A 24709-nucleotide genomic window follows, 5' to 3' on the forward strand; every position below is an offset into this window, starting at 1 on the left:
AAAGACAGATAAAAACTAAAAAGGAAAGGAGACTGATCCATGAGAACAAAGATTTTATTACCGTCGATATATGCCCTGTGCTTGTGCCTGCTTTGCGGTTGCAATTCGGGTGAAGAGCCGGGTGTGCCCGGTGAAGGCGTAGCCCACCTGGCACCGCTCATTGTCAACGGTGCTATGGAGGGCGAGGCGGAACCCGTGACACGTGCCGCCACCACCATTACTTCCGGCAGTATCGGCGTGTTTCTGGCAGATGCGGCGAGCGGCAACTACGAGCCCCGCGCCAATGCCTGCTACACGTACAACACCACCGAAGGCAAGTGGGCATCGGACGACGCCTTGTTTTTCAGCGAGGCCGATGCCAATGTATGCGCCTACTATCCATACGATGCCGACCGGACAGATAGCCATGCCATCAAGCTGACCACACAGAAGTATGACGCGGCAAAAGACCTCTCTTTCGCCGTCAACAGCACGATGAACGCTACGAGCAACTCCGTGACATTCAACATGAACCATGCCTACGCCCTGATGGAGATCAACCTCAAACGGGAGAATATCAAAGACGACATCAGCTTTGAGAAGATCGACATCGTGGCTACCGGGCTCAACGCATCCAATACGGTAGACATTACCAACGACACATACAGTACGCCCACCGCCTGCCCCGACGGAAAGTTCACCTACCGGGATGATGCCGCGATCAGCCTTCCCAAGAATACCAACGCCGTGCAGTGCAAAGTGCTGCTGGTGCCTACCGGCACGCTTACGGGCGGAACGAAGTTCTCCTTTACGCTGGATGATGCGGAAAGCACCACGATGAGCGTCACGATCACTTCACTCACCCAGTACGAGAAGAAGAAGAAGTACATCGTCAACCTGACGGTGAACGGTACGGAGGTAGTGACGCAGTCGGTGACGGTAAAGCCATGGACCGAAGTATCGGTGGGCACGGCCGACGCGCCCGTGGATGTAGTGTGTTGAGCATTCCACAACCGGGTTCCGACGCAACAAAAATGAATCAATAGGAAATAAATAGATAAAAACAGAGAAAGAAATGAATGCAAGAACACTTCAAAAACCGACCTTGTGCACGCTGTTTTGCGGCATTGCCCTGCTCTTTGCCGCTTGCGGCGGCGAGCAGGACAACCCGGCTTATCCGCCGGCAGGCGAACCCGTTGCCCTAAGCATCGGCAGTGCCCGGCTGACGGCTACCGCCGACACCCGTGGCAGTGACAGCAGTGCTCCCGGTACCCGTGCCGGCGGCACCGTTATCAATACGGACGGCGCCAAGCTCCGCCTGTTCCGCACGGCGGGCGCAGGCGGCTACGATCCCATGTACGACGTGGCATGTACGTATAGCACCGCCAACGGCGGTAAATGGACATCCGAACACCCCATCTACATGGACAGCCGCACGGCTGCCGTGTATGCGTGCTACGACCCGCATAACGTAGTCAGCTTCGGCACCAACAGCACCACCACCTCCTCGACGATCAGTTTCGGCGATTACACCGACAACGATATGTGGTACTTCGACAATACGCACACCGCGGTGAACTGCACGAATGCCGAGCCGGACTTCACGCTGCAATGCGCTTATTCGCGGCTGGCGTTCCACATTGCACGCGATGCCGAGTACCCTACTGTCTGTAAAGTGAGCAACATCCGCCTGCAACCCACTACAGGCACGTTTACCAATGGCGCCAAGGTGGACCTCAGCACCGGTAAGTTGACGGGAGGCACTGCCCTGGCAGCGTACAACAAAGACACGAAATCGTTGTCCATGTACACCACGGGCATCCCCTCTGCTACCCCCGACGAGAGTGTGGAGCTGATGATCCCCGCCCAGGACCTGCCCACATCGGCACAGCTGAAAATCACCCTGAACGTGAACGAAGTAGACCACTCCGCTACGCTTACCACGGCGCAGCTCGCCAAGTTCGAGGGTAGCGTGCGCTACACCGTGTACCTGAGCATCAAGCCTAAGGGACTGGCAGTGGAGTCGGTGACCTTGAAAGCCTGGACGGAAGCCACCACCACATTAGGTCCTTCATTCGACTAAAACCCATAATACCGATAGAAATGAAAAAGATATGTAACACCCTTCCTCTCTTGCTGCTTGCCGCCTGCGTTGCGGGCTTCGCGGGTTGTGCGGGCGAGGAGATACCGGGAGCGGCGGCAGCGCCCCGACCCGTGGAAGGCACCGTCCCCCTGGGGGTGGAAGCATCCACCCTGCCCGAGGCAGCCACATCCGCCGTCCCTGTCACGCGTGCCGGCGTATCGGCGCTCAGCTCGGGCAGCATCGGCATCTTCCTTAGCGGAACCGGATATACCGCCATTAACAACCGGCGGTACGACTATGACACTCCCACATGGACGCCCAACGGCGGCATCACGAACACCATTTACCTGGGCGGCCCTGTAGCTAAGGTCTGCGCCTATTATCCGTGGACTACCGGATACGACACCTCTACTGCCATCCCCCTCACATCGCAGGATTATGCCGCAGCTAAGGACCTTTCGTATGCCGTGAACCGTGAAGTGAAAGGCAATGCCACGGGGTGTAAAACCACCTTTGCCCTGACCCATGCCTATGCCCTTGCCACCATTCAGCTGAAGCGCGACAATTACAGCGGCACCTGTAAGGTGACCAAGCTCGAACTGAAGAACCTGCTGCCGTCGGCTACCATCGACATTACCACGGATACGGCATCGACTATTGCCGGCGTTTCCGGCAACGCCACGATCAGCCGGACGGTAGATATCACCGTGCCCGCAGCGGGTGTTGCCACCACCCAACCGAAATACCTGCTCGTGCCCTGCACCCCGGCAGGTGGCGGGATGGTGCTGGCTCTCACGGTAGACGGCAAGCCGATGACGCTCACCGTGCCCGCCGCCACCTACACGCCCGTGGCGGGAGTGAGCAACACCATCACCATAGGCATCAAGGGCACCGCCCTGAAAGTCAGTTCCGTCACTACCACCGACTGGGCTACGGGCGAGATCGGCGGCATAGATTCCAAATTCGATTAATCCATATAGATAGATGTATAAACCTGCAAATAAAAACAGCGTAAGAATGAAAAAGCTATATTACACAATGAACTGCCTGCTGGCGGCGGCCCTGCTTGCCGGCTGCTCCGGCAGCGAATGGCCGGAGGCAGGACAACCTCCCCACACGGCGGAAGCCAACGTGCCACTCGGCATCGAGGGCGTGGCGGTGAATGCCGAAGTAACGGTAACCCGTGCCACAACGAATGTAACGACAGGCAGCATCGGCATCTTCCTTAGCGGAAGCGCCACCGCCGCCGGAACCCAAAACGGATATGCCGAGATCACCAACCGGCAGTACAACTATGCCACCCCCACGTGGACGCCCAACGGCGGAGCCGGTAATACCATTTACCTGGGCGGAACCGATGCATACGTATGCGCCTATCACCCATGGACAAACGGACTCAACAACCGGCTGGCCATCCCCCTCACATCGCAGGTATATGCCGCTGCAAAGGATATCTCGTATGCCAAGAACCGCACGTTGAACGGCGCGTCCACAGCCTGCACCACCACCTTTGCCATGACGCGCGCTTACGCCCGGATAGGCTTCAAGTTTCAGCGCAGCAACTATCCCGGCACCGGCACCATCTCCAAGCTGGTGATAAAGAACCTCCTGCCGACTGCCAACCTCAACCTGACCACCGGAGCTTATAGCACCGCCGCAGGAACAAACGCGGCCACCCTGACCGTGAGCAAAAGTGTCACCCTGCCCGCTTCCGGAACGGTGGACTGGAGCGAAAACTACCTTCTCGTACCTTGCACACCCTATAATACGGGTATGACTATCGTTCTCACGGTGGACGGCAAAGATATGACTACCACTGTGCCTACGGCAACCTACAAACCCATAGCCGGCGAATACAAGACCTTGACGCTGACCATCAAAGGTACCGGACTGAATGTAGGCACCGTGTCTACCACCGACTGGGTGACCGGCACCGGCAACGTCGATTTTGATATTTAGATCCATCTTCCCCTACGTATAATTCAAAAAAAATAAAGAACAGATATGAAACAGAAAACCAATAGATTTACCTGCCTGCTGGCAGTGATTCTCCTTGCCGGATGTTCGGGCAGCGAACTTCCCGAAGGGTTGCAACCCGCCGGCCCGTCGGAAGCCGACATACCCCTCAACGTGACAGTGGCATCGCTCGAAGCGGAAGTGGAAAGCGCGCCCGGCACCCGTGCCGCAACGAATCTGGGAAGCGGCACCAGCATTGGCATCTTCCGCGACAATACCAACGGATACACGGCAGCCGGCAATATCCGGTACAACTATGGCAGTCCGAAATGGGCGCCGCAAACCGCATCCGAAACCATTTATCTGGGATTGCTGCCGGTCAACGTGTGCGCTTACCATCCGTGGAGCAGCGGAAAAACGACTGCCATTGCCCTGACGTCGGGCGTATACGCCACCACCAACGACCTGTCGTATGCAACAAACCTGAGCGTGGACGGGCGGACGAATAAAACCACCGCCCTGACCTTTGCCATGAAGCGTGCCTACGCCCGCGTGGCCTTCAAACTGAAGCGCGATAACTATCCCGGTACCTGCACGGTGAGCAACCTGACGGTGAAAAACCTGTTGCCCAGCACCACACTGACCATCACCAGCGGCACGTATGCCGCTACCACCGGTACAACAGCCGCCACCCTGAACCGTACCCGCACCGTGGTGGTGACCGCTACCGCAGGCGCCAGCACCGATTGGGGGGAAGAATACCTGCTGGTGCCTTGTACTCCTGCCGGCACCGGAATGGAAATCACCCTCACCGTGGACGGGAAAACGATGACCACAACCGTGCCCACGGCGAGCTACAAACCCGTAGCCGGTGAATACAAAACCATCACCCTGACACTGAAAGGAACCGACCTGAAAGCAAGCTCCGTCACTACCGAGGACTGGACCAACCAGAACCTATCCGGCGAATACATCCCGCTGCCATAATGAACAATAAAAAACAGGAATGATGAACATAGAAAATAGATACCGAAGAATGCGATTTAGTCCGGTCCTGCTGTCCGCAGTTTTGCTGCTTTGCGGATGCGGCAATGAGCTTGCCGCTCCCGGGGCGGACGAGTATGGGAACGAACTTGTCCCCGTCCAAGTGTCGGCAGTCGCTTTGAGTGCGGATGTGGATGGCTCCGATGCTCCCGAAACCCGGGCAGCGACACCGATCATTACGAATGGCGTTACAATGGGCGTGTTCCGCGTAGCGGATGCTACAAAAGGGATCACAGCACAAAACAACGTGGAGTACACTTATAGCACCGCAACCAATTCGTGGAGCAATGCTTCCAGCCCCATCCTGGTGGGAGGGTTGGCGCCACATCTATGCGCGTATTATCCTTACGGTGCCGTGAACTTCGCAGCCGATGCTACCACCGCTACGCTTACCGCCCAGAGATACGATGCCGCCAAAGACTTGTGCTACGCCGGTAGCGCTACAGCCGAAGTGACCAATAAAGCCCCAAACGCCGGCTTCGCCATGAAACATGCTTACTCCAAGGTGACACTCAACATTACCCGGGATGCTACCTATAGTGCTGCCATGGGTTCGTGTAAAATCAATCAGGTGGGATTTAAGCCTGTAGCGGGTACACTTAGTGCGGTGACTTCACTGGATATCAGCAAAGAGATGTCCGCGCAGACTGCATCCGCGAGCAGCGGCTTGGTGTACAACACCGTAGCCTCCGATGACATCAATGCCGGTATCAACGTAGGTGCTTCCGGTTCGATTGACCTGCTGATTCCGCCAACTACAGTCAGCGCCGAAATGCTGCTCACCGTCACCGTAGATGGCGAGGCTCGTGCCGTGTCTATCCCTGCCGCTTCGTTGGGTACGCTTGCTGCCGGAAAGCATTATGCCATCCAGGCGAAAATCGTGGGATTGGCATTACTCCAGCTACAGGCAGTGACGACGATAAACCAGGATTGGAGTAGCATCCCAACCACCCCCAACGGATCATTCGAGGAAGTAAAGCCTCAAATCTAACGCCACTATTAGAAGTCCAAGCGAATGACAAACGAACGAAAAACAAAGATAACCAAATAAAAAAACAAGAAATTGAAATGAAACGTCAGATCCATTCCCAATATCGTCAGATGCGTTCACAGACAGCGCACCTAGCCATAGCAGCAGCCATCAGCCTGTTAATGGCTTTCGGTTTATCCGGTTGCAGTAACGAGGATAGCGTAGGTCTTGCCGACAGCGATCCCAGCCATAGCGGTGAGGCCACCCTCGTGCTCCCGTCCGACATCGAGGTTACCGAATTCGACAGTACCCCGATGACTCGTGCCAACGGTGATATCGAGAAAGAGACTGCGAGCTTTAACGTGGACGATAATCAGGGTGTTATAATTGATACCGGCAAGGGCGGCGTATCCGATCATCCAACCTCCCCTCAAACCCGCGCTTTCAATATGAATACCGGTGTTCATTACCGTGTGGTGATCTATAAGAGCAGTGAATCAACTATTTACAAGCAATACGAGTTTATTGCCGGCACCGCAACGCCAATTAGTGGCGGTAGTAGTATCACATTGGCTGCCGGAAGCTACGATATATACGCCTACAGTTTCAACAAAGCGGAAGCTATTTCCGAGTTATCATTAACCAGTGACATATCCGTGAAAGACGGTGACGACTTTATGAGCACCAACAAGATCCCCCAAACCATATCCGCCAATCAAATGGGCACAACCATTAACCTCTCCCAGTTAACCTTTCAAAGAAGATGTTGCAACGTTTGGGTTAAAGTAGAGAGCATCGCTTACGACGATACAGCAATTAACGACTGCAACGTAACCTTGGGTAAACTCCCAGTAAGTGCTACATGGAACTTAAAGTCATCGAGCAGCTTCACCGGAGTATCAGGAGAAACAACATGGTCTGCAATATCAAACAAATCCAGCGGAAAGAACACTCCCATAACCGCCAGCCATATAATGATTCCAAAAAGCAGCTTGAGTTTATCCCTGCCTACCGCTACATTTAACACAAACAAAAACGGTTCCAAAGGAGTAAAAGAGTTTTCATTTAGCGGCAGCTCCGTACCATCAATTAGCTTCGCTTCCGGCAGCCAATACCTAATCAGTATAAGAGGTTTGGGTGCTTACGTTCCCACCACTCCCAGCCCCGTGACCATCGGTGGAAAGAAATGGAGCGCATACAACAGCACAAGTGGTAAAGGTTTCGTATCCAACCCATGGGATTACGGATACTACTTTACTTTTAGCGATGCGCAAAGCGCATGCCCAAGCGGATGGCATACCCCGAGTAAAGATGAGTTGAGTGTATTACCAAGCAAAGTGATTCCTAAGAACAGTTACGTATTAATAAATAACAAAGTCTATCAAATAAATAACAACTATGGTTTCTTCGGTTCTTCATCAGAGGCCAACAGCGGTGCTATCTTTAAGGACGGCGATCAAATACTTTGTTTGCCTGCTGCCGGGCTCCGTAACAGTGGCAGTGGTAGTAGTGGTGACTACAACGGTGGCAACGGCGGCGACTACTGGAGTACTACGCCCAGTGGGAGCGACTACGGCTACGGCCTCTACTTCTACAGCGGCGCTTGCGGCCTCAACCACGGCGGCTACAGCCCCAGCGTCGGTCACTCCGTCCGGTGTGTCCAGTAGCGAGTTTACCGAGCGCATCCGATAGATTTGCTTATTCTCCCCGGGCTTTAAGGCCCGGGGAACCATTCCGGCGAAGCCGGTCGAAAAAAATAAAAATTCACTTTAATTCTTTATTTATGAATCGTATTGATGACATTCTGTATTCAGAGAGTAGTAATACTCATTTTATCCGTCTCTATCGGGAAGGGATTTTCTATAAAGCCTATGAGCGCTCGGCTTATGCGTTCGTCACCGGTGTGCAGCCATTTATGGTAAAAAAAAAATTGTGAAAAGCGTGGGTCGGGCAGTGGTTTCTATTGGCTTTCCCACGGAAGGGCTCCATAAACACTTCGCGCCCGAAAGAGTGAAAAAATTCGAAAATGGAGTCGAGATAGAGCTTGGGTACGATATAGATATAGAAGCTTTCGAGACATGGGAGAAAGGAATTGCGCTTACGCCCGAAGTTTCTAAGACCAAAGTAGCCGCCACAACACCCGGTGCTACCGCTACAGCCGTGGGGGCACCGCCAATGGCTTCTTGCACGGAGCAGGAAGCGGTGATGAAAATCAGGATGTATCCCATTGAGGGGAAAACCCCGCTGGACTGCATGTTGTTCCTTTCGGAACTGAAAAAAACGTTGTAAGGCAATGGCTATCTACGACAACCTGCCGGTATTTAAAGAGACCTACGACCTGCTGTTGCAGTTCATCCGCCTAAGCAACGGACTGCAACGCGACTTTCGCTATACCATAGGCGAACGGCTGAGAAGCGTCATGATGGATTTGTGCATCGATATTTATCGTGCCAATGCCGATCGGGAGAAATTAACCTTTATAGCCACGGCGCGCGAAAAGGTGGTGGCTATCAAAATACAAATCAGAGTGTTGCACGATACACGGCAGATTTCGACCAAACAGTATGCCCAATTGATAGACCACATCGAATCCATTTCCAAACAACTGGCTTCGTGGAATAAATACGTAAAGAAACAAAGAACAGAAAATGAACTGAAATAAAAACAGCGAGAGGGGACACGGAAAGGCATCCTTTAATTCCGGAATCCCACAAGCCAAGGTTTGTGGGAGAGTGATGAGTAAATACAGCAGCCTATCGGTCTTCGTAAGATAACGTATAAAGAATATGGAAGAACAAATGGAACTTTTCCCTCTGAACTACGCAGAGCCCGGTAATACAAACCAGCTTCTGTCTGTGCCCGGTGATGAGCCGCTCGCAGGAGAACGCAATACAGATGGCTGCTCGTTTTGTTTGCCTGCTGCCGGGAACCGTAACAGTGGCAGTGGTAGTAGTGGTGGCGCCAACGGATAGACCCATCGACAGCTTACGTATAATGAATCAAAACTCTAAAAAGAAAGTCCCGAATGAACCAGAAGTTTAATGTAACAATAGCGTTTGTCATTTGCTTATCATCAAGCACAGCTTTTCCGGCACAGCGCCGGGTTCGGGACTTCTTTTTGTTTTTAATAGATTGATAAATAAAGAAAGAAAAACACATGATGGAATTAGCAGACATAGCCACACTCGCCTTCATCGCTTCGGGACTGACGTATCAAAGCGTGAAGTACTGGCGCAGCGACCGGCGGATAAAGATAAAACGCGAACGCCCCGTGACCCTCGTGCTTCGCGGCACGGACGTGCCTGTGGGCTGCCGTCACGCCACGGTCCTTGTGTTCGACCGCCGGGGCTGCCTGATGCGCAAATTTCCCGATGCCACCTGCCGGAAAAGAAAAAAAGGATACAGGATAGAGTGCTCCACCCAAGAGGGCATATTGAACTTCTGTGTGCTGTTCACCACCCGCGCCCTCAGCCTGAGCGCCATCCATCACCGCGACGATGTGGACCGCCGGTTCGGCGAATATCCGGACATTCTGATGGCGGAAACCGGATGGCAGGAGGTGAGCGCAGCCACCACGCTGCAACTCCACCCGGTGGAAACTGACACGCCGGGAACGGCAACTACCGACGCCGCCCCCGCCGCCCTCTCTATGCTGCTGCCACCCGAAGTGGTGACGGACGCCATGGCGAAAGAACTCACCATCGACCTTTCGGGGTGCAACGAGCCGTGGGAAGCAGGCTATGTGCACTATGCCGAAGGCGAGCCCGAAAACTGGCTCTCGACGCGCCGCGAAGCGGACAAACTGGTGCTGCAACCGCGCACCAACTTCTCGCCCGCCGAACGGAACGCCACCGTAGAGATTCATGCCGGTGACCATACCCACACCCTGAAAGTGAGGCAGCAGCTCATCGGCATTCACTCCACACTCACCGTCAGCCACCGCCTCTACGTCACCGCCGGGCTCAAAAACGAAGCGGTGTCCGTCACCGTCACCCCCGACGACGAACATACCTGCTGGCGCATCAAGAGCGCCAATGCCAACGACGGCGGATGCTGGTACACGGTGTATCCGCCCGTAGGCGTGCAGCAAAAAGGCTGCAAGACACTACAAATACACCTCGAAGCCAAGCCCGCCAACGTGCGCTCGCGCTCGCTGTCTCTGACGCTCGAAACGGGCACATACCCTTTCAGCCATTCTACGGACGTGCTGCTGATGCAGGGCGTCTGCTTCGATTATTACATAGAATATCCGCGTACCGACATCTGTGCCCGCCACAACGACGTGATAGAAACTCCGCTCGATGCAGAAACGGGAGGCGGAGCTGCTGCCGCATCGCCGGGAACCTACACCGTCTGTGTGGACAGCAACCAGCCGTGGCGCATCATCCGCAACGAACAGGCCGACTGGGTGAGGGTAAGCACCCCCGAACTGATGCCGGGGCATTACAGCGGACGTTTCACGGTGCAGGTAGACTCGAATGCGGACTACCGGGTGCGTGGCGGTTTCCCCGCAGCACGTCACACGATACTCTCGCTGGTGAACGATACAGGCATCGTGCGCGACATCCTGATCTATCAAGGCGGCTACGTACGCATCCACGGCAAATGCTGGCTGGACCGCAACCTGGGAGGCTATGGCAAACCGGCGCAAGTGGCTATCCCGCTGGGGCTGGAAAAGGGAAGCACGCTCAATCACGGTACCTATTTCCAGTTCGGCAGCCAAACGGACGAATGGCAGAGTACCTATAAACCCTACAAAGACAACTGGTATGCCGACAAAGCGGAGAACCCCACGGCATTGCCGCAAATAGACCCTTCGCCCGCAGGCTGGCGCGTCCCCTCGCACATCGAGATGGAGGCATTCATCAACAGCCCTGCCGCTCCCATGGAGCTGCAACGGGAGGAAGACCGCACCAACATCTGTATCCTGAGCGACGACGGCGTGCCGGTCTATCTGCCCCTGTGCGGGCACCGCAGCCACATCAACGGCTGCCGGATCATGATTCCCCACGGGCACCGCTACTGGACGGGCAGCAGCCAAAGCCCCGTCTACGGCTACTCGCTTTGCGTGGAGCCCAGCCGGCAGATGTACGTAATGCACGACATGAAGAAATACGGGTTTCCGGTGAGGTGCGTGATGGATGGGGAGTGAAGAAGAAGAAAAAGAAAGAGTCGTTTATTCTCAATGGTTTAACTAATAAAAAAAGGAATATGAAAACGAAAAGCTATCTCATGTTTAGTTTGCTACTCCTGTCGGCATTGCTGGCGGGATGCAATAGCGACGAAGAACCGACTCCTGTGGAGCTGCATTTGGATAAAAATGAGGCCCGGATACACGCTTGCTTCTCGCAAGATTGCAAACGCAAAGCCGTCTACTCCGATGTGATAAGGATATTCGACGGAGAAGGCGATTACCGGATCGAGTCCGAAAGCGAGGTCCTCTGGTATAGTTCTCCCTATATAGAGATGTATCCCAGCGAGTATAAAGTGGCGGATGTGCTGAAACTGACAGTAGAAGGCGATGAAATAAAAATCGAGTATATCGACACCTCTATCCCCGTGTGGAAAGCAAAGTTTACCATTTACGACAAAAATGGGAACTATGCCGATTTCACAGTGACAGACCCGTTTATAGTGACGTGGATTTAGATTGATAAATGAGCGGATATATATATAAGGTATACGGCTGCTCGCTCTGCGTGGAACCCAGCCGGCAGATGTGCGTGATGGATTAACAAACAATACTAAGAATATGAAGATAATTACAACGGAAGTTTTGATAAGCAGGCAAATGGAAGTGCCTGTTATTACCGGGGTTTACGACCCTTTGAGCAGAAGGTACGACGGAACCATCACCTCGCAGGCTCCCATTATCGTGTCCGGCAGGCATCTCGATATGCTGGATTTGAACAATATCCGGCTATGCCTTGCTGCGGCAGTGGATTATGACAACGTGATAGAAGTGCTTCATGTCTATAAGTATGCTCATAATCAGGTGATTGTCAGCCTTCCTGTCCTGATGCCGGGAGAGTACTTTCCGGCAGTGAAGATTATCAAGAAACAGTGCGAGGATGCTATTTATATCTTTCCGGTATCGTGGGTGGTAATGCCCGAGGGGCATGAAAGGAGAGAGTACTATCCTTGTTGCACTGAGATTGGAAAATGAAATAGAGAGTAATGAAATGATATGAAGAACAGAGTGAAAAATAGTTTGAGGAACAGGTTTGAGTATCTGGTAAACGAATATGGAGCCTATACAGCCGCGTTAATACTGTCGGGGTTCTTAACATTGATAACCTTCAGCCTGATTGCATTGCTGATGTTTGCCGCTTGCAGGCAGAACCGGACGGATACCCCGTCCGGTGATGGGGGAAATGGAGTTCCAGCCATAAAGGATACCGTGCATGTCGCACACTATATCCGCCCGGAAATCCCCCAAATGATGACCGCCCCGGAGCAAAGGGCGGCTTACTACGTGAAGCATTACTGGGACGGCTATTCATTGGCGGACACAGCCTTCATCCACAGCGATGACACCGAGCAACTATATGCCGACTTCCTGAATGCCCTGCAATATGTAGACGCAACGGAATATCGCTCCGCCCTGCAATCCATGATGTCGCGGATGGAAGCGGACAGCACGGCATACGCCCACTTCTGCACGCTGGGCGAAAAGTATCTCTACGACCCCAACTCGCCCATGCGCAACGAAGACTATTATATCCCCGTTCTCGAACAGATGCTTGCATCCGCCCGCCTCACCGAACCGGACAAACTCCGTCCGGCAGACCGGCTGAAACAAGCCCTCAAAAACCGTCCGGGAATGAAAGCGCCCGATTTCTCTTACGTAACCCCTAAAGGCAAACAGGCAAGGATGAGCGGAATAACAGCCGACTACACCCTGCTTTTCTTCTACGACCCCGACTGCACCAACTGCCGTAAATACGAGCAAATCCTGTCGGAGATGCCTGCCTTTGTCGAAATGCAGGAGAAGGGTGTCTTGCGTGTCCTTGCCGTCTATCCCGACGAGGACGAAGAGGAGTGGCTGCTGAAGTCCTCGCAGATGCCGCGTGGCTGGATAGTAGGCTGGAACAAGCAGGGAGACATCCGCAGCAAGACGCTCTACGAAATCCGTGCCACACCGACCATGTATCTTCTTGATAAACAAAAGAAAGTCATACTGAAAGATGCCTCTTTAGAACAGACCATCCAATATCTTTCGGCAGTTTATCCGGGCCCAATCGAGTAAAGTTAATTAATAGCTGTTAGCAATTATGATAAGCAAGCAAAGTGTACCATCGGACAGATTAAAGAATCTTTGTCTGAACCTGTTGATAAGAATATTCTCCTATACTATTGGAGCAGTTTTGATTTTGATAATAATCATCAGCTCCATTCCATCCTTGTTTATATGTCTTCTGATAGGAGATTATAGTTTTGACAAACAGATTGATAAAGAGTACAGGCTATCCGTAAATCACTTTCATGAATAAAGAGCAGTTAATAGCTGATGCTGCGCGCAGAAGTGGAATGACACAAAGGGAAATCCGCAACGGATTGAATGCCCTTATTGAATCTTTGGTAGAAGCCTTTGAAAGCGATACCGACGTTGCTATAGCCGGACTGGGTACTTTCCAGATCAGGAAAAGATGTAATGTGAAGAAATATCTGCCGGAAGATGGCAAAGGACCAATGAAAGGGGTGAAAGGCGGCAGAGCCATGTGCATCATCCCGGACCGGAGAGTCATCAAGTTTAATCCGGCTCCTTATATCAATCGGGAGTACATAGAAGACCATTCATCCCGTCTCATCGAACAGAAAGCTGAAGAATCCCCCAAAGGATAATCATCGGACAACCCTACATGAAACAGCTTTGTCGTACTTCACATCACTTTATATATTATTGAAAACCAGCAAGTAACCTACATTCATGTATCGCCAAAATGGGATACATGGATGTTCTTTGTACCCCCAAATGTACCCTACATGAGTCAGTAAGTACCCTATAAATGCAATACCCCCCGAAAAAACTTCATTATAAGCCTTTTACATTAAATATAATTATCTATCTTTGTCCTCAGAATAAAATCAGTAATAACCCTATCCATGTAGGGCTGTATGTAGGATTTGGAGGAATCAATCAAATGCATCTACTGATAATCAATTACTTATCTTCAAAATATTATCAAAATACGTACCACTCTAGCTAACTTATTTATTCACGTATGTAAGCCTATTTGTTTATTACTGTAAACTAATAAGCTCACGTATATGAACTATTCATAAACAAAGGAGTTTAATAAAAAGAATATAAAGGGCTATCAATAAAAGTATCCTTAGTTAAAGTAAAACTCACCTAAAATCAGGATGATATAAAGTGAGAGCAGCCATTTGCTCTCACTCATCTCTAACAGTTGCTCCCACTCCCGAAATGCCGATAAACAGGCAGATACAAACGAAAAGTGAGAGCGTGATAGCAAATGTTGAATCAAATTAATTTTCCCAATCGTATTTCTGTCATTTATTATTGGGGATTTCCTCATTTTTTCAGTTATATTTGCACTTAATTTAGATTAGATAATAATTATGAAATACTTTGAGTTTACATTTACCACTCTCCCTTGCACTGATACAGTGAATGATATATTGGCTGCCTTTTTAGGGGAAGCAGGTTTTGAAAGTTTTGTAGAATGTGAAGGAGGATTGACTGCTTATATCCAACAAGCTTTGTATGACGAATCAACTGTGAAGAGTGCACTTGCTGAATTTCCATTGCCGGATACAAAAATTACCTATACATATACAGAAGCAGAAGATAAAGATTGGAACGAAGAATGGGAAAAGAATTTCTTCCAGCCAATTGTTATTGGTGACCGTTGTGTGATTCATAGTACATTCCATCAGGATGTTCCCCAAGCAGAATATGATATTGTCATCAATCCCCAAATGGCTTTTGGTACGGGACATCATGAAACAACAAGTCTTATCATCAGCGAATTATTGGAAAGTGACCTGAAAGGAAAATCATTACTTGATATGGGGTGTGGAACATCTATTCTGGCAATACTCGCACGTATGCGGGGTGCACAGCCTTGCACTGCTATCGACATCGATGAATGGTGTGTTCGCAACTCTATCGAAAATATAGAACTGAACCATGTAGATGATATTGCCGTTTCACAAGGAGATGCTTCTTCACTGAACGGGCTAGGTCCTTTCGATGTTATTATCGCTAACATCAACAGAAATATTCTGTTGAACGATATGAAGCAATATGTTGCTTGTATGCAACCGGGATCGGAATTGTTGATGAGCGGATTTTATGTTGATGATATTCCGGTTATCCGAGCAGAAGCAGAAAAGAACGGATTGAAGTTCGTTAGCCATAAAGAAAAGAATCGGTGGGCAGCAGTCAAGTTTGTTTATCCCGTCGGATAAATTCAAATACTGACTCTATTGATTCTTCAGAAAATAAAACTCCCTACTATTAATCGACTATTCTAGATATGAATAGGCTGATTTATAGTAGGGATAATTTATATAAAACGATATGTGGTTTTACTTAAACTCTTCTTTGATTTGTGCACACCACTCTTTTATCCTTTTTTCCGCTTGTTCTGATTGATTATCCAAATCAATCACCAAGCCACACCATTTACCATCGCGCAACGCACGAGAACGTTCGAAAGTATATCCTTCGGGAGAGGTACAACCCACAAGAATAGCTCCGTCACCTTCAAAAACTTCAGCTAACAGACCGATACCATCCGCAAAGTTCTCCGGATAACGCACTTGGTCACCTAAGCCAAAAATAGCAACTTTCTTTCCTTTCAGGTCCATCGTACGCAACTCCGGTATCAATTCATCCCAATAAGTCGGGAGTTCTCCGTCATACCAAGTGGATGCACCTACTATAAAATGATCGTAAGCAGCAAAGTCATTCTGCCAGGCCTGCTCAATAGGTACTACGTCTATCTTGTCTTTCCCAAACTCTTTCTCAATCTTCTCAGCTACCCAGGATGTCTTTTCCGTTTTGGTAGCATAAAATAAACCTATCTTTTTCATAATTCACAGAGTTAATATTCTAATAACTTTTTAGCAGCTTCATATATTTTCGCCTCATCCGGCAAAATGGCTTTCTCCAGAAGTGGATTGAACCCTACAGGAGTAAAGGTAGAACCAACACGTTGAACCGGTCCATCTAAGTAATGAAACATCTCAGAGCCAATCATTGCAGCCAGCTCGGCACCAAAACCGGCAAAGACTTTGTCTTCATGAACAACCAATGCTTTACTTGTCTTTTTCACCGATTCGAAGATAGCTTCTTTATCCAATGGCATTAACGAACGGATGTCTACGACTTCTACTTTCCATCCACGTTCCTTTTCCAACTGTTCCGCAGCGTGTAAACAGAAATGTGTCGTATTACCATAAGTAATAATACTCAGATCGGTTCCTTCGCGGCGAATACGAGCTTTACCAAAAGGTACTTCAAAGTCTTCGGGAACAACAGTTGCAGCCTCTACCGAATTATATAATGCTTTGGGTTCCAAGAACAAAGTAAATCCTTTAGAACGTATACTGGTTCGAAGTAATCCGGCAGCATCGTCTGCATAACAGGGACAGACAATGCGTGCTCCCGGAAGGGTGGTTAAAGCTCCTTCTATGTTCTGAGAATGGTATAATCCTCCACCGATATAACCTCCGGAAGCCAATCGCAGGGTAATATTCGGAGCAAACTTTCCATTACTGCGCCAATACTCGTGTGTACATTCTACATATTGTTCCACAGCCGGCCAGAAATAGTCGGCAAACTCCGCTCCTTCTATAACGACATGAATCTTCGGATCAAACCGACACATTCCGTTGGCTGTACCAACAATGTAATCTTCAGCAATCGGAGCACTGAATACACGTGCATCTCCAAATTCCTGTTGCATTCCTTTGGTTACATTAAATACACCGCCTTTATCCCTGTTAGCTACATCCTGCCCCCAGATAAACGTATTCGGATTCCTTCGGAATTCCGCTTTCAGCGTTTCGTTGATGGCATTCACCATAAAGGTTTTCTCCCCTTCTTCGTTGTGAGTACCGTCTTTGTATTTTTCAGGTTGATAAGGTTCCGGAGTTACAAAGTCGTAAATGCTTTTTGGATCCGGATCGGGTGCTGCCAATGCTTTCCGGTTGGCAGCAGAAAGTTCTTTCTTTGCTACTGCTTCTATCTGTTGCAATTCCTCTTCTGTCAGACGTTTGTAACGAAGTAACATTCTACGGAATTTTGCCAGAGGATCGGCGTCTTTTACATACTCCAACTCGTTTTCATCCCGATAGAGAGTATGTTTATCCGAATTGGAGTGGGAACCGATACGAACACAGTTTGCTTGTACAATAACCGGATTACGGGTATTGATAGCGTGTTCACGTGCTTCGGTCATTGCATTCATAGAGTCGAAAACGTCTTTACCATTACAGTAGATGATTTTCAGGTTTTTAAAACCGGAAAAGTTTTCAGCGACTTTACGATTGGCTGTTTGCTCGGATTTCGGTACGGAAATACCATATCCGTTATCCTGAATGACAAAAATAACAGGAAGCTGTTCGAGACTGGCACCATTGATGGCTTCATAAACAAAACCTTCGGAAGTGGCAGATTCACCATGAGAAGTGATAGCAACTCCTTTATGTCCATAATAGACCATGGCTCTAGCTACACCTGCCGCATGAAGGTCATGTGTTCCGGTAGCCGATGAGATATTTTCGATATGCCATTCTGGTTTGGCAAAATGGTTCGACATATGTCGTCCCCCACTACCCGGATCGGTTGCTTTGGATATTCCGTTCAGGATAATTTCTTCTGCAGTCATTCCGGCAGAAAGAACGGTCAGCATATCTCTGTAATAAGGAAACAGGAAATCTTCACCGCGTGTGAACACCTGTCCGATAGCTAGCTGAATACCATCGTGGCCTGCATAAGGCGCATGGTAAGACCAGCCCAGAGATTGTAGCAAATAGGATGGAGCCTTTTCATCCAAGGCGCGTCCTAATGTCATCAGATGATACCACTTTTTCAGGGTTTCCACATCTGTAGTCTTTATATCATACTTTTTCATAGTTAATGAGTTCTTTATGAATGAAACAATCAGTTATCAGCCTTTCCAGTTTTCCAGATAGTCTGCTATAAAATGCAGGAAGTTACCTCCCAACATACCATCTACCACCCGATGGTCATAGGATAAAGATAAATACATCTTATGACGGATAGCAATCGTGTCTCCTTCCGGTGTTTCAACAACAGCCGGTTTCTTTTCGATGTATCCTACTCCTAATATGGCAACCTGTGGTTGATTGATAATCGGTGTACCAAACAAGCTTTTGAACGTACCGAAGTTAGTAATGGTAAATGTACCTCCATCAATATCTTCCGGCATTAGTTTATTATCGCGTGCCTTAATGGCCAACGAATCAATAGCAACCGCTAATCCATTTAAATTCAAATGATCTGCATCATGTACTACAGGAACAATCAGATTTCCATCATTTAAGGAAACAGCAATACCAATATTGATATGTTTCTTGAAAAGGATATTATATCCATCAACTGATACGTTTACTTGAGGATAGGCTACTAAAGCTTTAGCTACGGCTTCAGTAATTGCAGGCATATAAGTTAATTTCACTCCTTCACGACGGAAGAATGCATCCTTGTTCTTATCACGCCAACGTACCAATTGGGTAACATCTACTTCGACTACATTGGTTACATGAGGAGAAACTTTTTTAGACATAACCATATGATCGGCAATGATCCGGCGGACACGATCCATTTCTTTCACTTCTACTCCCGGTATATTAGATGCAGTTGTGGCTGTTTGTTTCGGTGTAGCAGCCGAAGTAGTCGTAGTTGAGGATGCTGAAGCGGAAGAGGCAGATTTAACAGAAGATGCGGAGGAAACGGCGGCAGAAGTTTTAGAGGTATTTAATACGCCTCGTTTCTTCTTGTCTATATAATCTTTTATATCTTTTTTACTTAACCGACCTTCATAGCCTGTTCCTTGTATCGTATCTAATTCTTCTTTAGGAATATTGGCTTCTCTGGCTAATTGAATCACGACAGGAGAATACCAACGTTCTTCGGTCACAACAACAGGATTTAACTCCTGAGGCTTATCTTTTGTTTCAATAGGTTTGCTTTCTGATTCTACTGACGTTTTTATCTCATTTACAACAGATGTAGTGTTCACCGAAGGATTAGCTTCTTCTTTTCCTTTTTTTTCACTTGCAGTAGTTTCTTCCGAAGATTCTTCTCCATCCAGATCGACAACAGCAACCACAGTTCCCACTGCTACCGTATCTCCCTCTTTGTATAAGATTTCTACAACTTTTCCAGCAACCGGAGAAGGAATCTCCGCACTTACCTTAGCAGTATTTACTTCAAACAGGATGTCATCCTCCTGAATGGTATCCCCTACTTTTACAGACCAGGAAACAATCGTTCCTTCTGTTATACTCTCGCCCAACTTAGGCATTTTTATTTCGAATCTTGACATAAACAGTAATTTTATTATTCAACTATGATATTGTAGAACAAGTCGCTGAAAAAGAAAGTTTTAAGTTAAAGTATTTTTAACCGGATGTCAGCGACTGAATATCCATTCTTCTTGCATATATTTACTTTCACGAAGTTGCCCAATCGCTTTCAATTCTTCATTACTGAAAAAACTTTCCACTTCTCCCCGACTGAAATATTGAAAAGCAATCTCCTTGAATTTATCAACAGTTTCCGTAAAGTTACTATTACGTATATTGGTAACTTCACTTCTGACTGAAGGTACAGCATATTTAATTTGAGAAGTATTAGTTATATTTTCCTCCTGTGGATTCAGGACTTTATTTAAAATATCAAGGTCTGTATCATAAAGTAACGTACAATGATACAGTACCCTATTCTTATAGACACATTGTGCACTTCCCGATATTTTTAGTTTATTCAAATAAATTCCCAGACGTTCATCTCCTTGAGCATTTAAACCCAATGAGGATAGAAAATCTAATGTCTGTTGTAGATATACGGTAAAATCGGGAATACGGGAAACGGTTTCTATAAAAGCCAGATTAACATTTCCCCAATCATGATATACTGTTCCTCCACCTGAAAAACGCCTTGCTATTTGAATTTGTTGTTGTTTTGCCCAATTACAATCAATTTCTGCACAGACTCGCTGATGTCTCCCCAATACCACAGAAGAAGTATCCTGCCAAAGCATAAACACGTCATCAGTACTTTGCTTCAACAGATATTCTTCCGCAGCCAAATGAAAATAAATGTCTGCAAATGGACTAGAAATATAACGGGACATAAATACTGATTATTATATTGGTATTATTGAAAGCAAAGACTAAACTTTATGAGAACAATACCTCATGATAAATCTCTCCTACTGTGGGATGTGGAAATACACTCTTCTGAAATTCCTCTACTGTATATCCTTTCTGGATAGCAATACCTGCTATTACAATTAACTCTGATGCCGGATTTCCCAACATATGACATCCGATAATGCGTCCAAACTCATCCTGAATCAGCTTACAGATTCCTGTGCTTTGCTCATTCTCTGCTACAAAACGACCGGAATATACCATTGGAAGTTTCATTACACGATAAGGAATACCTTGTTTTATAAGTTCTTCTTCTGTTTTACCCACTCCTGCAACTTCAGGATTGGTGTAGACAACTCCCGGAATACAGTCATAATTCATCCGGTCATCAACTCCTAAAATATGATTAATAGCTACTTCAGCTTCACGAATGGCTGTATGTGCTAAAAGAGAATAGCCTGTAATATCCCCACAAGCATATACCCTAGGATGAGAAGTTTGTAAATGTTCATCAACTTGTACTCCATTTCTGTGAAGTTCAACAGAAAGTTTGTCTAACCCAACATTAGCAATGTTTGCCTTACGTCCCACACTAAGGAGAATCTTCTCTGCTTCTATTGTAGAGTTCTTCCCTCCTTTCTCAATAACAACGCCAGTAGGTTTTACCTCCACAACTTTAGTATTCAGATAGAAAGTAACTCCACGCTTTGCATATTCCGAGCGAAGCATAGCACTTGTCTCCTTATCCATAGCACCCAAGATCTCAGGCATCATTTCTACTACAGATACTTTCACTCCCATACTATTAAAGAAAGAAGCGAATTCCATACCTATAACTCCACCACCAATAATCACCAAACTTTCCGGAAGTTCTTTTATTTCTAATGCTTCTCTGGAAGTCCAATATTTAATATCGGATAATCCCGGAATTGGAGGTATGACTGTATCAGATCCGGTACATACCAGAAGATATTTCACCTGATAAGTTTCTCCGTCACAAGAGATATGAATCAACCCTCCTTTTTCTCCTTCTATATAAGCTTCTTTTTCTACTATCGTCACTCCATAAGAATTAACCGTCATCTTCACCCCACCCGTCAGCATTTTCACCGTCTTATCTTTACGGTTCATTATCTTAGTTAAATCAAAAGAAGGGGACTCGGAAGAAATTCCATATTTAGAAGCACTCTTAATATTATCCAGTATCTTTGCAGAATAAAGTAAAGTCTTAGTCGGAATACATCCTTCATTGAGACAGACTCCACCTATCGCTTTTTTCTCGAAAAGAACGGCTTTCAACCCATTTGCACCAGCCCGTTCAGCAGCCGTGTAACCAGCAGGACCACCACCAATAATAGCTATATCAAAATTCATAATCGTACTTATTTATTAATAATACGATTATAACAAATAAAAGAAGAAGTTAGTTTTGGAGAGAAGAAGTATAACTATTTAATCGTCATCTTTTTAAGTTCTTCCAACGTTCCGTTGAATACATTTAGATCTACATTCACCGGAATACCGGAAACAGTTCCCACATCAGTATGTTGCCAAAAGTCCCATCTACCTTGATATTTCACAGAATCAACATAATAATGGGCAATCCAATAAGGATAAGTATTAAAAATAGAATCGTCCAGGTATTTGGTTTTAAATTTATAAGAGGTATATAAAATAGGTTTCACTCCATAATGAGATTCCACACGGTCCAACCAACGCTTAATGCCTTTTTGCAATTCCTTTTTCTCCTTTCTTCCACTCACTTCGACATCAAGTACCGGAGGAAGGTCACCAGAATCTAATTTTACCGTGCGGATAAAAAAGTCAGCTTGTTTCAGTGCATCTGTACCGGGAATATAAAAATGATAAGCTCCACGTATAAAACCATGATCGCGTGCATCAGCAAAATTGGCTTCAAAGGTATCATCCCCATGATCTCCTCCTTCTGTGGCCTTCATGAAAACAAAATGCAAAGGAAAATCCGTATTTTTATTCTGCAACAATTTGCTCCAATCTATTTTTCCTTGATAATGGGAAATATCAATACCGTGAACATCATATCCGCCGGGAATACATACTCCATATTCTTTACGACCATGACAAGTTTGCCAACGATAAGCATAGGGACGGACAAAGAAATAATAGAAAATAACGGAAAAACAAACAATAATAATTACTGCCAACACATTTCGAAGCCAATTTGACATTGGACGGTTATGCTTACTCTCAACTTTCCGGGAGGTACGGGAAGTTTTAGAAGAAGCGCTCTTTTTTCTAGTGGAAGAAACAGGTTTCTTCTTTTGAACAACAGAAATAGGATTATTACGTGAAGGCATTCTTTTTTTAACGGCAAATAATTTTAGAGATTAGATTAAAAGCCTTATGCTATATTACTTAAACGCGGATTTACGCGGATAATACGGATTCTAAAAAATCTACATTTATCTGCGTTATCCGCGTCTAAGTATTTCTTCATGGGAACTGCTTTTCACCACAGTTTCCTGAAATAAATTTATTTTCCTTGTTCCAACTGTAAAGTCTTAGTTGGTTCATCACATACTTCTGTCGGACCAAAATACTGAATCGGACCCGGATATACATAGTCAGTTTCAACAGCCCAACGATCACGTTGTGAAGCGAATGCTTTGAAAGGAGCACCATCCAGTTTCACTAAAGCTTTCTGAATAACCGGTTTCATCTCGCCATGACGACGTTCCATGTTCATCATCATTGTAATAGGCACCCCACCTGCAATCCATTCAGCAGCAGGAGCAGTTGTGTTACGTACAGATGACATGTAACCTGTTTTACCATTAGCAATCAACATGGAAGCTGTGTAACCCAAAGAGTAGCAGTAGTCAGCATCGAAGTTTGACGGAGCAGCACAACGTCCTTCGTAACCGAAGAAGTGATGTTGAGCTGCAAACTTACCAACATATTTGCCTTCTTCTTTCCAAGCAGCCAACTTAGTAGCTACCATTTCAGACAACAGTTTTTCTGTTTCAATCAACGATACCTGAACGTTTCCGTGTGGGTCACGATCTAAAGACAGCTGGCGAGCTACACCTTCCGGCAGACTTGCATAAATTGCAGAGTTTTCCGGAGTCAGCTTACTGATAATATAATCACGTTGGTGAGATTTCTTAATGTGAGAGAATTCTTCAGCGTTAGTTGCCAGGAAGTCATTCAGTTCAGAAATCAGACGTTTCATTGCCGGAATGAATTCAACCAATCCTTCTGGAATCAAAACAGTACCGAAGTTATGTCCCTGTGCAGCACGATCAGCTACGACTTTAGCAATGTATGTTACTACATCATCCAAAGACATATCTTTCGTTTCTACTTCTTCAGAGATGATACATACGTTAGGTTGTACTTGCAAAGCACATTCCAATGCGATATGAGAAGCCGAACGACCCATCAATTTGATGAAGTGCCAGTATTTACGTGCAGAGTTACAGTCACGTTGAATATTACCAATTACTTCTGCATAAGTTTTACAAGCTGTATCGAAACCGAAAGATGTTTCAATCATATCATTCTTCAAGTCACCGTCAATAGTCTTAGGACAACCGATTACCTGTACGCCATATTTCTTAGCAGCATAATATTCAGCCAGCACACAAGCATTTGTGTTTGAGTCATCACCACCGATAATAACCAGTGCTTTGATACCCAACTTCTTGATAATTTCAAAACCTTTTTCAAACTGACTTTCTGACTCCAATTTAGTACGGCCAGAACCGATTATATCGAAACCACCTGTATTACGGTATTCATCAATGATATCTGCAGTCAGTTCCATGTAATTATGATCAACCAAACCACCAGGACCTAAGATGAAACCATACAATTTATTTTCCGGATTCAATTTCTTGATACCATCAAACAAACCTGAAATTACATTGTGTCCACCAGGAGCCTGTCCGCCTGAAAGGATAACACCTACATTCATTGCAGGAAGTTTCACAGCTTCTCCTGCTTCAAATGTAATCAACGGCATTCCATAAGTGTTAGGGAATAAAGCTTTAATAGCTTCCTGATCTGCTACAGACTGAGTAGCTGCGCCTTCTACAGCTTTTACAGCTCCAGATGCCAACGCTTTCGGAAGTTTGGGCTGGTAAGCAGCCCTTGCGATTTGCAATGCACTTTTAGTCATTTTCTTTATTTTTATTTATAAGGTGTTAGTAAGTTTCTTGCTAAACTTGAAAAGCGTTGCAAATTTCGCATTTTTTTCCGGAATACAAAAGAAGCAAAGAAACTTTTATATCTGTAAATTCACGATTGACAGAACTCTGTTC

The 24709-nt window shown here is 47.0% G+C and carries 23 protein-coding genes and 2 pseudogenes; 17 read left to right on the forward strand and 8 right to left on the reverse strand.

Annotation, left to right across the window (positions count from 1 at the left end):
- The first annotated feature begins 39 nt into the window (after positions 1 to 39).
- From EJF25_RS08845 to prmA, 17 genes are all read left to right on the forward strand, one after another.
- Entirely contained in the window at positions 40 to 981 is a 942-nt protein-coding gene (locus EJF25_RS08845) for a fimbrillin family protein (protein WP_125040932.1), read from the forward strand.
- A 73-nt stretch (positions 982 to 1054) separates the two neighbouring features.
- Complete coding sequence (locus EJF25_RS08850) at positions 1055 to 2062, forward strand: fimbrillin family protein (protein ID WP_125040933.1); 1008 nt, start codon at positions 1055 to 1057, stop codon at positions 2060 to 2062.
- A gap of 20 nt (positions 2063 to 2082) precedes the next feature.
- Entirely contained in the window at positions 2083 to 3033 is a 951-nt protein-coding gene (locus tag EJF25_RS08855) for a fimbrillin family protein (protein WP_125040934.1), read from the forward strand.
- A 46-nt stretch (positions 3034 to 3079) separates the two neighbouring features.
- Positions 3080 to 4021, forward strand: a complete 942-nt coding sequence (locus EJF25_RS08860) for a fimbrillin family protein (RefSeq protein WP_160119396.1) — start codon at positions 3080 to 3082, stop codon at positions 4019 to 4021.
- Positions 4022 to 4066: 45 nt separating this feature from the next.
- Positions 4067 to 5005: a fimbrillin family protein gene (locus EJF25_RS08865; RefSeq protein ID WP_125040936.1), complete on the forward strand. Its 939-nt coding sequence runs from the start codon at positions 4067 to 4069 to the stop codon at positions 5003 to 5005.
- Positions 5006 to 5024: 19 nt separating this feature from the next.
- Entirely contained in the window at positions 5025 to 6053 is a 1029-nt protein-coding gene (locus tag EJF25_RS08870; protein WP_125040937.1) for a fimbrillin family protein, read from the forward strand.
- Between the two features lie 77 nt (positions 6054 to 6130).
- On the forward strand, positions 6131 to 7699 hold the full coding sequence (locus EJF25_RS08875; RefSeq protein WP_125040938.1) for an FISUMP domain-containing protein: 1569 nt from the start codon (positions 6131 to 6133) through the stop codon (positions 7697 to 7699).
- Positions 7700 to 7815: 116 nt separating this feature from the next.
- Positions 7816 to 7968, forward strand: a complete 153-nt coding sequence (locus EJF25_RS24870; RefSeq protein WP_160119397.1) for a hypothetical protein — start codon at positions 7816 to 7818, stop codon at positions 7966 to 7968.
- Between the two features lie 5 nt (positions 7969 to 7973).
- Positions 7974 to 8321, forward strand: a complete 348-nt coding sequence (locus tag EJF25_RS08880; protein WP_125040939.1) for a hypothetical protein — start codon at positions 7974 to 7976, stop codon at positions 8319 to 8321.
- Between the two features lie 4 nt (positions 8322 to 8325).
- Positions 8326 to 8694, forward strand: a complete 369-nt coding sequence (locus EJF25_RS08885; protein ID WP_125040940.1) for a four helix bundle protein — start codon at positions 8326 to 8328, stop codon at positions 8692 to 8694.
- Between the two features lie 233 nt (positions 8695 to 8927).
- Entirely contained in the window at positions 8928 to 9074 is a 147-nt protein-coding gene (locus tag EJF25_RS24875) for a hypothetical protein (protein WP_235016763.1), read from the forward strand.
- Positions 9075 to 9192: 118 nt separating this feature from the next.
- Positions 9193 to 11184, forward strand: coding sequence for a BACON domain-containing protein (locus EJF25_RS08890; RefSeq protein WP_125041056.1), 1992 nt, complete (start codon positions 9193 to 9195; stop codon positions 11182 to 11184).
- 59 nt (positions 11185 to 11243) lie between these two features.
- Entirely contained in the window at positions 11244 to 11681 is a 438-nt protein-coding gene (locus tag EJF25_RS08895; protein WP_125040941.1) for a hypothetical protein, read from the forward strand.
- A gap of 103 nt (positions 11682 to 11784) precedes the next feature.
- Entirely contained in the window at positions 11785 to 12198 is a 414-nt protein-coding gene (locus EJF25_RS08900; RefSeq protein ID WP_125040942.1) for a DUF4469 domain-containing protein, read from the forward strand.
- 153 nt (positions 12199 to 12351) lie between these two features.
- Positions 12352 to 13281 carry a DUF5106 domain-containing protein gene (locus EJF25_RS08905; RefSeq protein ID WP_125041057.1) on the forward strand — a complete coding sequence of 310 codons (930 nt, stop codon included), beginning with the start codon at positions 12352 to 12354 and terminating at the stop codon, positions 13279 to 13281.
- 236 nt (positions 13282 to 13517) lie between these two features.
- Entirely contained in the window at positions 13518 to 13877 is a 360-nt protein-coding gene (locus EJF25_RS08910; RefSeq protein ID WP_125040943.1) for an HU family DNA-binding protein, read from the forward strand.
- A gap of 741 nt (positions 13878 to 14618) precedes the next feature.
- Positions 14619 to 15470, forward strand: coding sequence for a 50S ribosomal protein L11 methyltransferase (gene prmA / locus EJF25_RS08915; RefSeq protein WP_125040944.1), 852 nt, complete (start codon positions 14619 to 14621; stop codon positions 15468 to 15470).
- A gap of 120 nt (positions 15471 to 15590) precedes the next feature.
- Here prmA and EJF25_RS08920 read toward each other — a convergent pair whose 3' ends face one another.
- From EJF25_RS08920 to EJF25_RS08950, 8 genes and pseudogenes are all read right to left on the reverse strand, one after another.
- Complete coding sequence (locus EJF25_RS08920) at positions 15591 to 16097, reverse strand: flavodoxin (protein WP_125040945.1); 507 nt, start codon at positions 16095 to 16097, stop codon at positions 15591 to 15593.
- An 11-nt stretch (positions 16098 to 16108) separates the two neighbouring features.
- Complete coding sequence (locus EJF25_RS08925; protein ID WP_125040946.1) at positions 16109 to 18142, reverse strand: alpha-ketoacid dehydrogenase subunit alpha/beta; 2034 nt, start codon at positions 18140 to 18142, stop codon at positions 16109 to 16111.
- Positions 18143 to 18178: 36 nt separating this feature from the next.
- Positions 18179 to 19180, reverse strand: a pseudogene (locus EJF25_RS08930) (dihydrolipoamide acetyltransferase family protein); the annotation flags it as partial.
- 231 nt (positions 19181 to 19411) lie between these two features.
- Positions 19412 to 19579 (reverse strand): annotated as a pseudogene (locus EJF25_RS26555) (biotin/lipoyl-containing protein); the annotation flags it as partial.
- A gap of 87 nt (positions 19580 to 19666) precedes the next feature.
- Positions 19667 to 20389, reverse strand: a complete 723-nt coding sequence (locus EJF25_RS08935) for a lipoate--protein ligase family protein (RefSeq protein WP_125040948.1) — start codon at positions 20387 to 20389, stop codon at positions 19667 to 19669.
- A 46-nt stretch (positions 20390 to 20435) separates the two neighbouring features.
- Positions 20436 to 21782: a dihydrolipoyl dehydrogenase gene (lpdA, locus tag EJF25_RS08940; protein WP_125040949.1), complete on the reverse strand. Its 1347-nt coding sequence runs from the start codon at positions 21780 to 21782 to the stop codon at positions 20436 to 20438.
- Between the two features lie 74 nt (positions 21783 to 21856).
- Positions 21857 to 22744: a glycoside hydrolase family 25 protein gene (locus EJF25_RS08945; protein WP_125040950.1), complete on the reverse strand. Its 888-nt coding sequence runs from the start codon at positions 22742 to 22744 to the stop codon at positions 21857 to 21859.
- Positions 22745 to 22920: 176 nt separating this feature from the next.
- Positions 22921 to 24567 carry a diphosphate--fructose-6-phosphate 1-phosphotransferase gene (locus EJF25_RS08950; protein ID WP_125040951.1) on the reverse strand — a complete coding sequence of 549 codons (1647 nt, stop codon included), beginning with the start codon at positions 24565 to 24567 and terminating at the stop codon, positions 22921 to 22923.
- Between the last annotated feature and the right edge of the window lie 142 nt (positions 24568 to 24709).

This window comes from Bacteroides faecalis, from assembly GCF_003865075.1.
Classification (GTDB): domain Bacteria; phylum Bacteroidota; class Bacteroidia; order Bacteroidales; family Bacteroidaceae; genus Bacteroides; species Bacteroides faecalis.

Coding starts and splice junctions, on each gene's coding strand:
- EJF25_RS08845 (WP_125040932.1), top strand. CDS start 40: ATGAGAACAAAGATTTTATTACCGTCGATATATGCCCTGTGCTTGTGC.
- EJF25_RS08850 (WP_125040933.1), top strand. CDS start 1,055: ATGAATGCAAGAACACTTCAAAAACCGACCTTGTGCACGCTGTTTTGC.
- EJF25_RS08855 (WP_125040934.1), top strand. CDS start 2,083: ATGAAAAAGATATGTAACACCCTTCCTCTCTTGCTGCTTGCCGCCTGC.
- EJF25_RS08860 (WP_160119396.1), top strand. CDS start 3,080: ATGAAAAAGCTATATTACACAATGAACTGCCTGCTGGCGGCGGCCCTG.
- EJF25_RS08865 (WP_125040936.1), top strand. CDS start 4,067: ATGAAACAGAAAACCAATAGATTTACCTGCCTGCTGGCAGTGATTCTC.
- EJF25_RS08870 (WP_125040937.1), top strand. CDS start 5,025: ATGATGAACATAGAAAATAGATACCGAAGAATGCGATTTAGTCCGGTC.
- EJF25_RS08875 (WP_125040938.1), top strand. CDS start 6,131: ATGAAACGTCAGATCCATTCCCAATATCGTCAGATGCGTTCACAGACA.
- EJF25_RS24870 (WP_160119397.1), top strand. CDS start 7,816: ATGAATCGTATTGATGACATTCTGTATTCAGAGAGTAGTAATACTCAT.
- EJF25_RS08885 (WP_125040940.1), top strand. CDS start 8,326: ATGGCTATCTACGACAACCTGCCGGTATTTAAAGAGACCTACGACCTG.
- EJF25_RS24875 (WP_235016763.1), top strand. CDS start 8,928: ATGGCTGCTCGTTTTGTTTGCCTGCTGCCGGGAACCGTAACAGTGGCA.
- EJF25_RS08890 (WP_125041056.1), top strand. CDS start 9,193: ATGGAATTAGCAGACATAGCCACACTCGCCTTCATCGCTTCGGGACTG.
- EJF25_RS08895 (WP_125040941.1), top strand. CDS start 11,244: ATGAAAACGAAAAGCTATCTCATGTTTAGTTTGCTACTCCTGTCGGCA.
- EJF25_RS08900 (WP_125040942.1), top strand. CDS start 11,785: ATGAAGATAATTACAACGGAAGTTTTGATAAGCAGGCAAATGGAAGTG.
- EJF25_RS08905 (WP_125041057.1), top strand. CDS start 12,352: ATGTTTGCCGCTTGCAGGCAGAACCGGACGGATACCCCGTCCGGTGAT.
- EJF25_RS08910 (WP_125040943.1), top strand. CDS start 13,518: ATGAATAAAGAGCAGTTAATAGCTGATGCTGCGCGCAGAAGTGGAATG.
- prmA (WP_125040944.1), top strand. CDS start 14,619: ATGAAATACTTTGAGTTTACATTTACCACTCTCCCTTGCACTGATACA.
- EJF25_RS08920 (WP_125040945.1), bottom strand. CDS start 16,097: ATGAAAAAGATAGGTTTATTTTATGCTACCAAAACGGAAAAGACATCC.
- EJF25_RS08925 (WP_125040946.1), bottom strand. CDS start 18,142: ATGAAAAAGTATGATATAAAGACTACAGATGTGGAAACCCTGAAAAAG.
- EJF25_RS08935 (WP_125040948.1), bottom strand. CDS start 20,389: ATGTCCCGTTATATTTCTAGTCCATTTGCAGACATTTATTTTCATTTG.
- lpdA (WP_125040949.1), bottom strand. CDS start 21,782: ATGAATTTTGATATAGCTATTATTGGTGGTGGTCCTGCTGGTTACACG.
- EJF25_RS08945 (WP_125040950.1), bottom strand. CDS start 22,744: ATGCCTTCACGTAATAATCCTATTTCTGTTGTTCAAAAGAAGAAACCT.
- EJF25_RS08950 (WP_125040951.1), bottom strand. CDS start 24,567: ATGACTAAAAGTGCATTGCAAATCGCAAGGGCTGCTTACCAGCCCAAA.